The 12,656-nt window shown below is 66.9% G+C and carries 14 protein-coding genes; 8 read left to right on the top strand and 6 right to left on the bottom strand.

Annotated features, from left to right (window positions below):
* The first annotated feature begins 38 nt into the window (after positions 1-38).
* Positions 39-818 (top strand): O-methyltransferase, encoded by a 780-nt coding sequence (locus ACIBCN_RS22150; protein WP_396993508.1) that lies wholly within the window; start codon positions 39-41, stop codon positions 816-818.
* 16 nt (positions 819-834) lie between these two features.
* On the top strand, positions 835-1,224 hold the full coding sequence (locus ACIBCN_RS22145; protein ID WP_396993507.1) for a DUF2784 domain-containing protein: 390 nt from the start codon (positions 835-837) through the stop codon (positions 1,222-1,224).
* 34 nt (positions 1,225-1,258) lie between these two features.
* On the opposite strand, the gene ACIBCN_RS22140 is transcribed toward ACIBCN_RS22145, so the two are convergent.
* A complete protein-coding gene (locus tag ACIBCN_RS22140; protein ID WP_396993506.1) occupies positions 1,259-2,032 on the bottom strand; it encodes a thioesterase II family protein in 774 nt (257 codons plus the stop codon).
* A gap of 40 nt (positions 2,033-2,072) precedes the next feature.
* On the opposite strand from ACIBCN_RS22140, the gene ACIBCN_RS22135 reads away from it, so the two are divergent.
* The 3 genes from ACIBCN_RS22135 (at position 2,073) to ACIBCN_RS22125 (ending at position 5,441) form a co-directional block, all read left to right on the top strand.
* Entirely contained in the window at positions 2,073-3,419 is a 1,347-nt protein-coding gene (locus ACIBCN_RS22135) for a CoA transferase (RefSeq protein WP_396993505.1), read from the top strand.
* Positions 3,420-3,499: 80 nt separating this feature from the next.
* Positions 3,500-4,540 carry a nucleoside hydrolase gene (locus ACIBCN_RS22130; protein WP_396993504.1) on the top strand — a complete coding sequence of 347 codons (1,041 nt, stop codon included), beginning with the start codon at positions 3,500-3,502 and terminating at the stop codon, positions 4,538-4,540.
* On the top strand, positions 4,533-5,441 hold the full coding sequence (locus tag ACIBCN_RS22125; RefSeq protein WP_396993503.1) for an amidohydrolase family protein: 909 nt from the start codon (positions 4,533-4,535) through the stop codon (positions 5,439-5,441). The genes ACIBCN_RS22130 and ACIBCN_RS22125 overlap by 8 nt, the downstream gene beginning before the upstream one ends.
* Before the next feature lie 15 nt (positions 5,442-5,456).
* Here ACIBCN_RS22125 and ACIBCN_RS22120 read toward each other — a convergent pair whose 3' ends face one another.
* Positions 5,457-6,098, bottom strand: coding sequence for an NAD(P)-dependent oxidoreductase (locus ACIBCN_RS22120; RefSeq protein WP_396993502.1), 642 nt, complete (start codon positions 6,096-6,098; stop codon positions 5,457-5,459).
* A 114-nt stretch (positions 6,099-6,212) separates the two neighbouring features.
* Between ACIBCN_RS22120 and ACIBCN_RS22115 the strand changes: the two genes are divergently transcribed.
* Entirely contained in the window at positions 6,213-6,707 is a 495-nt protein-coding gene (locus ACIBCN_RS22115) for a MarR family winged helix-turn-helix transcriptional regulator (protein WP_396993501.1), read from the top strand.
* A gap of 68 nt (positions 6,708-6,775) precedes the next feature.
* Here the strand turns inward: ACIBCN_RS22115 and ACIBCN_RS22110 are convergent, their stop codons facing one another.
* A complete protein-coding gene (locus tag ACIBCN_RS22110; protein WP_396993500.1) occupies positions 6,776-7,240 on the bottom strand; it encodes a hypothetical protein in 465 nt (154 codons plus the stop codon).
* A 231-nt stretch (positions 7,241-7,471) separates the two neighbouring features.
* On the bottom strand, positions 7,472-8,146 hold the full coding sequence (locus tag ACIBCN_RS22105; protein WP_396993499.1) for an L-2-amino-thiazoline-4-carboxylic acid hydrolase: 675 nt from the start codon (positions 8,144-8,146) through the stop codon (positions 7,472-7,474).
* A gap of 307 nt (positions 8,147-8,453) precedes the next feature.
* Here ACIBCN_RS22105 and ACIBCN_RS22100 point away from each other — a divergent pair, with 307 nt between their 5' ends.
* Both ACIBCN_RS22100 and ACIBCN_RS22095 read left to right on the top strand, forming a co-directional pair.
* A complete protein-coding gene (locus ACIBCN_RS22100) occupies positions 8,454-8,777 on the top strand; it encodes a type II toxin-antitoxin system Phd/YefM family antitoxin (RefSeq protein ID WP_396993498.1) in 324 nt (107 codons plus the stop codon).
* Between the two features lie 91 nt (positions 8,778-8,868).
* Complete coding sequence (locus tag ACIBCN_RS22095; protein WP_396993497.1) at positions 8,869-9,282, top strand: type II toxin-antitoxin system VapC family toxin; 414 nt, start codon at positions 8,869-8,871, stop codon at positions 9,280-9,282.
* On the opposite strand, the gene meaB is transcribed toward ACIBCN_RS22095, so the two are convergent.
* Entirely contained in the window at positions 9,279-10,346 is a 1,068-nt protein-coding gene (gene meaB, locus ACIBCN_RS22090; RefSeq protein ID WP_396993496.1) for a methylmalonyl Co-A mutase-associated GTPase MeaB, read from the bottom strand. The two genes, ACIBCN_RS22095 and meaB, sit on opposite strands and share 4 nt — an antisense overlap.
* On the bottom strand, positions 10,343-12,655 hold the full coding sequence (gene scpA / locus ACIBCN_RS22085) for a methylmalonyl-CoA mutase (RefSeq protein ID WP_396993495.1): 2,313 nt from the start codon (positions 12,653-12,655) through the stop codon (positions 10,343-10,345). Before scpA ends, meaB begins: the two co-directional genes overlap by 4 nt.
* Between the last annotated feature and the right edge of the window lies 1 nt (position 12,656).

Here is a 12,656-nt window from a genome sequence, read left to right as displayed (position 1 = left end):
GCAGAATCGGCCGCAATCCGACCTGCTTAAGGGGCTGCATGGTGAATCAGACTGGGCTCGGCGCGAGGATGCGCGATCGGCTGCCATTCCTGCGCTGGTCGACTATCCGGATGGGGCTCGGCATGGGCAACGTCCTGCGCACCGGGCAGGTGGGTGACGGTCGCGAGCGGGCCCTGCTCGAGCACGTTCGAGCCACCGCCACGGCGGGCGATCCGGACAGTGTGCTCGCCGCGATCGACGATTTCGCCCGTAATCGCAGCCTGCTGATGAACATCGGCGACGAAAAGGGCCTGCTTCTGGACAACGCCATCAAGCGGGCCGAGCCGACGCTGCTGCTCGAACTGGGCGCCTACTGCGGGTACAGCGCGGTGCGCACCGGCCGGACGATGCCGTCGAGCGCGCGACTGGTGTCGGTCGAGGCGAGCCCCGACAACGCCGAGATCGCGCGAGCGGTGATCGAGCACGCGGGCCTTGCCGACCGCATCAGCGTGGTGATCGGCAAGATCGGCGACGGCGGCGCGACCATGCGGCACCTCGCCATCGAGCACGACTTCGGGCCCGGCGCACTGGATTTCGTGTTCATCGACCATCTGAAGACCGCGTATCTGCCGGATCTGAAGTCGATGCTGGACGCGAGTTGGCTGCATCCGGGGACGATCGTGGTCGCCGACAACGTCCGAATTCCGGGAGCTCCCGGGTACCGCCGGTACATGCGCGAGCACGAAGGGACGAACTGGCGCACCACCGAGCACAAGACGCACCTCGAATACCAATCCCTGGTCGCCGATCTCGTACTCGAATCCGAATACCTCGGCTGACGGTTACGCTGGGAGGATGCTGTATCGGCTGCTGGCCGACGCCACCGCCGCGGTGCATTTCGTGTTCGTGGCGTACGTGGTCGTCGGCGGTTTCCTGGCGTGGCGCTGGCCGCGCGGCATCTGGCTACACCTGATCGCGTTCGGCTGGGGATTCAGCACGGTGCTGTTCGGGTTGGATTGTCCGCTGACGTATTTGGAGAATTGGGCGCGGCATCGAGCCGGCGAGGCCGGGCTGCCGTCGAGCGGGTTCATCGACCACTACATCACCGGCGTGATCTATCCGGAGAACGCGCTCGGGCTGGTTCGGGTGCTCGTCGCGGTGTGTGTCGCGGTGTCGTGGGTTGGCTATGGGTGGCTGCGGCGGCGGGCGGCCGGGTCGACCACCCGCCTTTCGGCATCCCACTAGTTACACATCCGAATAGATTGGCCGACAGCCGCTTTCACATACCCGATCGATTGTGCGCGAGCTGCTCGGCGACGACCTTCGCCACCTCGGCGGGGCGCTCGTCCAAATAGAAGTGACCGCCGGGGAACGTCGCGCGGTCGAAGGTTCCGGTGGTGAACTCGCGCCACTCGTCCGCTTGGTCCGGGGTCATCGTCGGATCTTGGGTGCTGACGAGCGCGACGATGTCGGCGGCCAGCGGGGCGCCCGGGGTGTACCGATAGGTCTCGACGGCCTGGTAGTCGCCGCGCACGGCGGGTAGCACCAATTCCGCGAGACTTGGTTCGTCGCGCAGCATTTGGATCGGCACGGGGTCGGCGGCCAACCGCTCCAGCTCGGCGATCAGGTCGCTGTCGGAGCCGAGATGGACGCGCTGAGTCTCCACGAAAGTCGGTGCGGGACGGCCGGAGACGAACAATGCCGTCAACGCCTGCCCCTCGCGCTCCAGCCGACGCGCGGTTTCGAACGCCAGTGTTGCACCCATGCTATGACCGAATAGCGCTAGCCTGTCAATGATTCCGAGCTTCAGCACTTCCCCGGCAATCCGCTCGGCGAGCGTATCGAGTTCGGTGATCGGCGCCTCGCCGAGTCGATCCTGCCGTCCGGGATACTGCACTGAGGACACCGCGATGCCCGCACCGAACTGCTTCGCCAAATCTCGATAGGCGGTCGCGGGACCACCACCCGGCGGGAAACACAGCAGGTGGTGCCGGGGAGTCGCGTCGGGACGCAGGCTCCGCAGCCAGTCACCGGACTCGATGGATCTGCCCATGTATAACTCCTCCTCAGACGGAACTATTACGCTCTTTCGCGTGAACGCGCACACACGGCTGGTCCACGACTACGAAGCCGGAATCGGTGTCACCCCCTCTGCCATTACGCCCGCACCCGATCCCGGCAGCAATCTGGCTGCGACACTGCCGGTCTGGTCGCTGTCGGCCGGGTCGGTCGCCGCACTGATCGCCGCCGCCAACCGGATCCGCGGCGTCCGCGGGCTCGACCCGGTCGCGCACCGCATCGACCCCGCGCGCATCACCGCCGCGTTCTGTAGTGAACGGTTACTCAGCATCGGCGGTCGCCCCGCGACGATGTTCGGCGACCTCTCCGGATTCTTCCCCACCTTCGACGGGTGGGTGCGCACGCACGCCAACTATCCGCACCACCGTGATCGGCTGCTCACCGCGCTCGGGCTGCCGCTCGACGCGCCGTTCGATCTCGCTGTCGCGCACATGGCGATGAGTCGCGCGGCCGACATCGAGGATCATGCCGCCGCGCACGGGGCGATCGCGGTGCGGGTGCGGACCGAGCAGGAGTGGCTGGGTAGCGCCGAGGGGTGGGCCGCCACGATGGGGCCGCTGGTCGCGATCGACCGGCGAGCCGATCGCGGGGAGCCCGGATTGCCGGTCGGTGCCGCGCCTTTTCAGCCGTTGCGTGGGTTGCGGGTGCTCGATTTGACGCGCGTGATCGCCGGTCCGGTGGCGACGCGGACGCTGGCGTTGCTCGGCGCGGATGTGCTGCGGGTGGATCCGCCGCACCTGCCGGAAATCTCCTGGCAGTACGCGGATACCGGGCAGGGTAAGCGGTCGACGCTGGTGGATCTGTGGGCGCAACTGCCGCTGGTCCGGGATCTGCTGGCCTCGGCCGACGTGCTGGTCACCGGATATCGGCCGGGTTCGCTGGAGCGCGCGGGTCTCACCGCCGCGATGCGGCCGGGAATGGTGCACGGTCGGGTGAGCGCCTGGGGCGAGGCCGGACCGTGGGCCGAGCGGCGTGGTTTCGACAGCATTGTGCAAGCGGCGTCCGGGATTTCGATCGCCGAGGGTGCGCCGTCGGTGCCGAGCGCGCTGCCCGCACAAGCGCTCGACCACGCCTCCGGTTACCTACTCGCCGCAGGCGTTATCGATGCGCTGGCCGCTCGGGCGTCCGACGGCATCGGCCGTGACGTGCGAGTCTCCTTGGCGCGCACCGCCTCCTGGCTCCTCGCCGCCCCCGACCGCACCCCCCGTCACCCACCCGCCGCCCTGCCCGACCCCACCGAGGTCGTGTCGCACGGCGACGTCATCACCGCCACCCCCGCCATCGCCGAATATCCCGCCTACGCCTGGCCCGCCCCCACCTTCGGCGGTGATCGCCCCGCCTGGCCCCTGAAGACCCACTGACCGCCGCGCCCATAGTGAGCCGCGGGCATGGCGAACGGTGCGCGCGGAACCGATGCGAGACCGGCGGTTAGTCTCGTTGGGTGCGGCAGAAGATCATTATGGATGTCGATACCGGGGTCGATGATTCTCTTGCGCTGCTCTACCTGCTGGCGTCGCCGGAGGCGGAGATCGTCGGGATCGCGTCGACGGCGGGGAACGTGCCCGCGCCGCAGGTGGCGGCGAACAACCTCGCGTGGCTCGACGTGTGTGCGGCGCCGGAGATCGAGGTCGCGCTCGGTGCCGCCGAGCCGCTGGCGATTCCGTTGCGCACCACCGAGGACACGCATGGGCCGCAGGGGGTCGGGTATGCCGAGCTGCCGCTCTCGGCGCGCGTCCTTTCGCCGCGGTCGGCCGCGCAGATGTGGGTCGATCTGGTGCGCGCGCATCCCGGCGAGATCGTCGGGTTGTGCACCGGGCCGCTGACCAATCTAGCCCTGGCAGTCCGGCTCGAGCCCGCGCTGCCGACGCTGTTGCGCAGGCTGGTGATCATGGGTGGCGCGTTCAATCATCCCGGCAACACCACACCCACCAACGAGTGGAACGTGCACGTGGATCCGGAGGCCGCCAAGGAGGTCTTCGACGCCTTCTCCGCCGCGCCGCCGGATCGCAGGCCGATCGTCTGCGCGCTCGACATCACCGAGACCATCGAGATGCGGCCGAAGCACCTGTCACTACTGGCCGAACGCGCGGGCAGCGTTCCGGTGGAGACGGTTTCGGAGACCGATCCGCCCGAGGCCAGGTCGGCGGCGAGCAATCCCATTGTCCGGCATGCCACCGACGCGGTGCGGTTCTACTTCGACTTCCACCAGCTCTACGACCTCGGCTACCTCGCACACATGCACGATCCGTTCGCGGCGGCGGTGGCGCTCGACCCGGCCCTGGCCGTCACGCGTCCGGCGACGGTCGACGTCGAGCTCACCGGAACCTTGACGCGCGCGACGACCGTGGCCGACTGGGCGGGCATGTGGGGCCGAGAACCCAACGCGGACATCGTGATCGGCACCGATCAGCAGCTGTTCTTCGACCGGCTGATCACCAGGATCGGCGATTTCGCGCGGACGGTGTACCCGCCGAATGTGTGAGACAGGAGACGCCGTGCTCGGCGACAAGGACGACAACGCCTATCTCACCGAGTTCCGCGACCGGCTCGGACTGCCGGGAATTATCGACGTCCACACACATTTCATGCCGGAGCCGGTGATGCGGAAGGTATGGGCCTACTTCGACTCGGCCGGTCCGCTCACCGCCCGCGCCTGGCCCATCGCTTACCGGGCGGACGAGCAGGTCAGGTTGAAGACGTTGCGCGGCTTCGGTGTTCGCGCCTTCAGCGCCCTCGTCTATCCGCACAAGCCGGAGATGGCGGCGTGGCTGAATGAATGGACCGCCGAATTCGCCGCGCGCACACCGGATTGCCTGCACACCGCCACGTTCTATCCGGAGCCGGACGCCGGAACCTATGTGGCTGCCGCGATTCAGCGCGGCGCCCAGCTGTTCAAGGTGCATATCCAGGTCGGCGGCTTCGATCCCGGCGATCCGCTGCTCGACCCCGCCTGGGGGTCGATTCAGGACGCGGGCATCCCGGTGGTGATCCACTGCGGATCCGGTCCCGTAGCAGGCGAATTCACCGGGCCGGGGCCCATTGCCGCACTGCTGCGGCGCTTTCCCCGCCTGCGGTTGATCGTCGCGCACATGGGCGCGCCCGAGTACACCGAATTCTTCGACCTGGCCGAGCGATACCCGGCCATCCGCTTCGACACCACCATGACGTTCACCGACTTCTTCGAGGAAGTCGATCCGTTCCCCGACGCGGAACGCGACAGGTTGCGTTCCCTCGGTGACCGCATCCTGTTCGGCAGCGACTTCCCGAACATCCCTTACACCTACGGGCACGCCGTCTTCGCACTGGAACGTCTAGAGCTCGGCGACGAATGGTTGCGCAAGGTCTGCTACCGCAATGCGGCGGATCTGTTCGGTATCGAGTAGGCCGCTGCGGGGCATTCACGCCGACGCGACGGTGAACCGGGTGCGACGATGTGCGGGCCGCTCTGCCTCGTCGAGCAGGGCGACGGCGAAGTCCTCCATCGAGATGGCCGATTCGCCGTCGGGGCCTGCGAGCAGTTCATCGACGCCGGTCTGGTAGGTGCCGGTGCGCTCCCCTGGTTCCAGCAGCGCAGGCGGGCTCAGATAAGTCCAGTCCGCGACGGTTTCGGCCCGGCACAGTGCCAGCTGGTCGGCGCATGCCTGCGCGATCGAGCGCAATTCCGTGGGAAAGTCGGGGGTTTCATGCAGCGTCATGCCATCGGCGCCCGGCACCAGAAGCGTCGACGCACCGCCGACTACCAGCAGGCGAACACCATTGTGCGCCAGCACTTTCAATAGGACAGACGTCATCTCGGGCAGTTCGCGTTCCTGACCGGTCGCGGGCCGGGTCGCGGTGATCACGAGATCCTGTCCGGCGCTTAGCGATACGACGTCGTCGAGATTCATCGCGTCACCGATCCTGACCTCGGCCGCGAGCGGCACGGCGGCCGCACCGGCCGGGTTCCGCATCACGGCGACGACCTCATGGCCGCGCGACAACGCCTCCGCCACCACCCGGCTACCCACCTCACCTGTCGCACCGAACACCGTGATGCGCATGATTCGTCCTCCTCCGTGCCGTTTTCGATTGCTTAGCTCTAAGCAACTTACCTTAGCGCTGAGTAATTCCCGGATGAGATACCTCACCGTTGAGATATTCGCTAGAGTGCGTGGGTGACCGATCACGTCGACCACGTTCTCGCGCAGTGGCAGGACCAGCGCCCCGACCTGGACGTCTCCCCCATGGCCGTGCTCGGGCGGCTGTCCAGGCTGACGCAACTCAGCGGCGCCGAACTGCGCAAGACCTTTGCCGCGCACGGCCTCGACGCCGCGTCCTTCGACGTGCTGGCCACGTTGCGGCGCGGCGAACCGCCGCACAGCCTGACCCCCACCGAGCTGATGCGTTCGGCGATGGTCACCTCCGGCGCGATCACCCAGCGCCTGGATCGTCTCGAGGAACGCGGCCTGGTGCGCCGGTCCCGCAGCGAATCCGATGGTCGCGGCATCCACGTCGCCCTCACCGACGCCGGGCACAAGCTCATCGATGCCGCACTTCCCGATCATGTCGCCACCGAGGAACGACTACTCAGTCCACTCACCCCGAAACAGCGCGCCGCACTCGCCGACGCGTTGCGCACGTTGCTCGAATCCCTCGGCGACGCAACCTGATCCGCCGTCGCACGAGGCGCATGAAATCGTTAGTTGTGCGGCGCGCGCCGGGCCGATCGGTGCGCGGATCAGGCGGCTGGCAGTGCGGCGACCAGGCCGCGGATGTAGTTGACGCGCTGCTCGGTGTCGAAGACCTGCGCGCGGTCGGCGATCTTGACCTGGGTCGCGTAGTAGAAACCGGGCCCCTGAACACTGACCTGCACAAAGCCCTGGATCTTGTCCTCCTTGACGGCCAGGAACAACAGGCCGAGCAGGCAGAAGACCATCAGCAGCACCGCGAGCACGATCGCGTACGACGGGATGCGCTGGTTGACGCTGGTCTGGTTGGTGACAATCCACGTGGTCCCGGCCAGCGGATGCTGCCCAGAGGGCGTCATGACCTGGGTCGCCGTGCACCCGATATCGCCGACGGTCACCAGAACCGGCAACGGCGTGAACGAATTCCACTGCGGCGGAGGCGGTTCCGGCCCGGAAATCCACTGTGGCCGAACCAAACGCGGTTCGGACGGTCGGGCAATCGCTTCATCGGACATCGCCGCACCTCCTTCGCCCTGCGGAGGGCAGGATCCCCCCGCATCACATCGGCTGGCGAGTCCTCGTCGCCGCGTCATCGCCAGCTGAGGAACCTTCCAATCTACTACTCGTCAATACGGCTCGACAACTAGCAGATCTTCCGCAAATATCCATCGGACGCGATGTTTACGCAGGTAGACCGACCTACCGAGGCGGCGGGCAGGCCACCGACTCGATAGGTCAGCGACCGATCAGCTCTCGGTGCGATCCCAATGGAACGGACAGTGCGTCCCGCCGAGTCCGATCGTGGTAGCTCGATCGAACCGGAACCCGTGCTTCGCCGGATCAATCGCGCCGATCCAATTCGCGTCGAACTCACACATCACCGGCGTCAGCTCGGCCGCCGAATGCGCAACCAGCACTTCATGATAGAAGCAGCGCACGATATCGAGGTGGTAGCTCTCGGCATCGTCCACCGTGCGCGCGAAGCCGAATCCCGCACCGAAGGCATACTTCTCGCGGGTCTTCGACACCGCGACCAGCGCGGCGAACGGATCCTCGGCGGCATCGAGCATCGCCCTCGTGCCGGCCTGAACAGCCTCCCCGAGAGGTTCGACGAAGGCCGCCCGCAGCGCGGCGATGGTGACCTCCCGCCCGAGCCGAGGTTGCAACGCCCGGTAGGCGACCACCAAGGCGAGCGTCATTTCCAGGTTGTAGCGCGCGGGCTCATCCACGCAGCGCTCCGCATCAGCGGCGGTCAGCTCGACGAGCGACGCACGCATACCGCTGAACAGACCACCGGGCAGGGCCGCGTCCCGCAAACTCCTCGCGAGATGGTCGAAAAAGGCCTCGACGATCGCCGTCGAGTCGCCCGCCACATCGGGAACATAATCGTCTCCGGCAAGGCCGAAACGGTCGGTGTTCATACTGCGTCCCTTCGAGACATCGCCGGTCTCGAACACAGCACAACCCACACAGCGGAGAGTCGGCCGTGCCCGCCACCGACGAGCACGCCAACGCGCTCCACCGACCTACCTGGCGCTGACGATATTCCTGGATAGTCCCGCGGCTGCGGAACATTCGCAGCATCCCACGCATGCGGCACCCTGTCCAATAGTCCTGGCACCGAGCTTCTTTCGTGACTCCGAGTCCGATGGGCGCGAGCTGGTCAGCACGGCGGACAGCCACGATCAGACGGTCGACACCGCAGGAAATTCTGTCTAGACTGTCCAGATGGGGATGCCACAGGTAAAGCAGGAGGCGGACACGGTGCAATGGCAGGTTCAGGAGGCCAAGCAACGGTTCTCGGAGGTGCTCCGCGCGGCGGAGTCCGACGGCCCGCAGACCATCACCCGGCACGGCGATGCGGTGGCGGTGGTCATCGATATCGAGGAGTACCGCAGGCTGACCCGACCGGACATCAGCTTTGTCGACCATCTCCTTGTGACGTTCTCCGGGCTCGGCGATGAAGTCGCCGACGTGCTAGACGAGGTCGAGAGCGAGCGACAGCACAGCCTGCCGCGCGATGTCGATCTGTTCGACGACGCCGCAGGGTAGCGGGCGGAGTCGTGAGCGAGCGTCAGCGAGCGAACCAAATACACAGCGCGCCGGAGCGCACGACGGAGCCGAGCGCTAGCGAGGCGGAGTCGTGAGCTACCTCATCGACACCAATGTCTTGTCCGAAGTGATGCGGCCCAAGCCCGCGCCCGCGGTCCTCGATTGGTTCACGCGGGCTCGCCTCGCCGACCAGTGGCTGAGCGTGGTCACGATCGGCGAGCTTCGCCGCGGCGTCGCACTGCTGCGGCATCGAGGCGGGATAGCGCGGGCGGAGAAGTTCGAGCAGGCGATCGCCGACATCGAAAGCAGGCACGGGGATCGGATACTCCCGGTCACCACCGAGGTCGTCCGGGCCTGGGCGCGCATCAGCGTGCACTCGATCGACATAGCGGATGGGCTCATCGCGGCGACCGCGTTGACGCATGGCCTCGCCGTGGTCACCCGGAATGTGAAGCACTTCGAGGAGACCGGGGCCGCGGTCATCAACCCCTTCGGTGCGGGTTAGTGGGTGTCGAAGGCGCGGAGGAGTTCTTCGGCGGCCAGGGCGGCGGTGAGGGTTCCGTCGCGGACCTGGCTTTCCACTTGGGCGCGAATGGCTTTCACGTCGGGGTTGTCGGCTAGGCGGCGCAGCAGTTGGTCGTGCACCATGGTCCAGGTCCAGTTGATTTGCTGGCGGCGGCGTTTCTCGTCGAATTCGCCCGCGTCGGTGAGGACGCGGCGGTGTTCGAGGACGGTGGCCCAGAATTTGTCGAGGCCAACGCCTTCCAAGCCGCTCATGGTGAGCACCGGTGGGCGCCACAGGGCGTCGTGCGGGTGGATCAGGCGCAGCGCGCCCGCGAGTTCGCGGGCGGCCGACTTGGCTTCCAGTTCGTGTTTGCCGTCGGCCTTGTTGACCGCGACCAGGTCGGCGAGTTCCAGCACGCCTTTCTTGATGCCCTGCAACTGATCTCCGGTGCGCGCCAGCGTGAGGAAGCAGAAGACGTCGACCATATTGGCGACGGTGACCTCGGATTGGCCGACGCCGACGGTCTCCACCAGGATCACGTCATACCCGGCGGCTTCGAGCAGCACGATGGTCTCGCGGGTCGCCTTGGCCACCCCACCGAGGGTGCCCGCGGTCGGCGACGGACGGATATAGGCGTTGCGCTCCACCGACAGTCGCGCCATCCGGGTCTTGTCGCCGAGAATCGAACCGCCGGTCCGGGTGGACGACGGATCGACCGCGAGCACCGCGACCCGATGCCCCTGCCCGATCAAATCCATCCCGAGCGCATCGATGAACGTCGACTTGCCGACACCCGGAACACCGGTGATGCCAACACGATTCGACACCACCGCGGTCTCGGAACTGTGCTTGTCCGGCGTCAGCCGCAGCAACAACTGCTGCGCCGACTCCCGATGATCGGCACGCGTCGACTCCACGAGGGTGATCGCCCTCGCCAAGGCGGCCCGCTCCCCCGCCCGCACCGCCATCGCCATCGCCTCGACGTCGATCGTCCGACTCCGCCCCGCCGACCGAGGTGCACGGTCAGCCCGCGACACCGACCCTGCGGCGTTGTGCTCGCTCATTCGCCCTCGGCGGAACCCTCGGCGCCGCTACCGCTTTCCGAACCAAGCCCGGGGTGGCCGAGTTCGGTGGCGAGCTTCTTCAGCAGGTCGATCGCGGCGTCGGCGATGACGGTTCCCGGCGGGAAGATCGCCGAGGCACCGGCCTCGTAGAGCGCGTCGAAATCGCCGGGCGGGATGACGCCGCCGACGATCACCATGATGTCGGGCCGACCCGCATCGGCCAGTGCCTGCCGCAGGGCGGGCACCAGCGTGAGGTGGCCGGCCGCCAGCGAGGACACGCCGACGACGTGCACGTCGTTGTCCGCCGCCTGCTGCGCCACCTCTTCGGGGGTCTGGAACAGCGGGCCCACGTCGACGTCGAAGCCGAGGTCGGCGAAGGCGGTGGCGATCACCTTCTGGCCGCGGTCATGACCGTCCTGCCCCATTTTCGCGACGAGGATACGCGGGCGACGACCTTCCGCCTCGCCGAACTCCTCGACGAGCTCGCTCGCCTTGGTGATGTTGCTGACCTTCCCTGCCTCGTCGCGGTACACACCGGAGAGGGTACGGATCTCGGCCTGATGCCGACCGTAGACCTGCTCCAGCGCGTCGGAGATCTCACCGACGGTCGCCTTGGCGCGCGCGGCGTCGATGGCGAGGGCCAGCAGGTTGTTCTCCATGCCGCCCGCGGAAGAGTTTGCGGCACGGGTCAATTCGGCCAGCGCGCGTTCGACCTCGGCCGAATCACGGTCGGCCCGCAGCTGCCGCAGCTTCTCGATCTGCTCGGCGCGCACCCGCGAGTTCTCGACCTTGAGGACCTCGACCTGCTGGTCCTCTTCGGCCTGATACTTGTTGATACCGATCACCGGCTGCTGCCCGGTGTCGATTCGCGCTTGGGTGCGCGCGGCGGCCTCCTCGATGCGCAGCTTCGGGATGCCCTCGCCGATCGCCTGCGCCATCCCGCCGTGGGCTTCCACCTCGGCGATATGCGCGCGGGCCCTATTGGCCAGCTGATGGGTCAGCCATTCGACGTAATACGAACCGCCCCAAGGATCTACGGGGCGGGTGGTCTTCGACTCCTGCTGGATGAGCAGCTGGGTATTGCGCGCGATGCGGGCGGAGAAGTCCGTCGGCAGCGCGAGCGCCTCATCCAGCGCGTTGGTGTGCAGCGACTGGGTATGCCCCTGAGTCGCGGCCATCGCCTCGATGCAGGTGCGCGCGACGTTATTGTAGGCGTCCTGCGCGGTGAGCGACCACCCGGAGGTCTGCGAATGAGTGCGCAGCGACAGCGATTTCGAGCTCTTCGGCTCGAACTTCGCGACCAGCTCGCTCCACAGCAGCCGCCCCGCGCGCAGCTTGGCAACCTCCATGAAGAAGTTCATGCCGATGGCCCAGAAGAACGACAGCCGCGGCGCGAACTTGTCCACCTCCATGCCCGCGTCGATACCGGCCCGGATGTACTCGACGCCGTCGGCGAGGGTGTAGGCCAGCTCCAGGTCGGCGGTCGCGCCCGCTTCCTGAATGTGGTAGCCGGAGATGGAGATCGAGTTGAACTTCGGCATCTTGGCGCTGGTGTAGGCGAAGATGTCGGAGATGATCCGCATCGAGGGCTTCGGCGGATAGATGTAGGTGTTGCGGACCATGAACTCCTTCAGAATGTCGTTCTGAATAGTTCCGGCCAGCAGCTCCGGTCCGACGCCTTGTTCTTCTGCCGCAACGACATACAGCGCCAGGATCGGCAGCACCGCGCCGTTCATCGTCATCGACACGCTGACCTGGTCGAGCGGGATGTGGTCGAACAGCTGGCGCATGTCGAGGATGGAATCGATGGCGACACCGGCCATCCCGACGTCACCCTGCACGCGCGGATGGTCGGAGTCGTAGCCGCGGTGGGTGGCAAGGTCGAAGGCGACCGAAAGGCCCTTCTGCCCGGCCTGAAGATTGCGCCGGTAGAAGGCATTCGAGTCCGCGGCGGTGGAGAAGCCCGCGTACTGGCGGATGGTCCACGGCTGGTTGACATACATCGTCGGGTACGGGCCGCGCACGAACGGCGCGACACCGGGCACGCTGTCGAGCGGATAGCCCTCGGCCACCACGCCATCCCGATCGGCCTTGGTGAACACCGGTGGCACGTCGATGCCTTCGGGTGTCGACCACATCAGCTGTTCGGGGGCGTAGTGGTTGGCCTTCGCGGCCTCGCCGATGTAGGCGTCGACCTGCGCGGAGTCCACCGCGGCAGGTTCCGGCGCGTGCTCGGTCAGCGGCACCTCGGCGAAACTGCCGATGACGTGCTTGATTTCACCCTGTTTTTGCGTATGACTCAGTGTCATC

Origin of the sequence: Nocardia sp. NPDC051052 (assembly GCF_044456045.1) — a bacterium.
Lineage (GTDB): Bacteria > Actinomycetota > Actinomycetes > Mycobacteriales > Mycobacteriaceae > Nocardia.
This window is presented reverse-complemented; position numbering and strand designations above follow the sequence as displayed.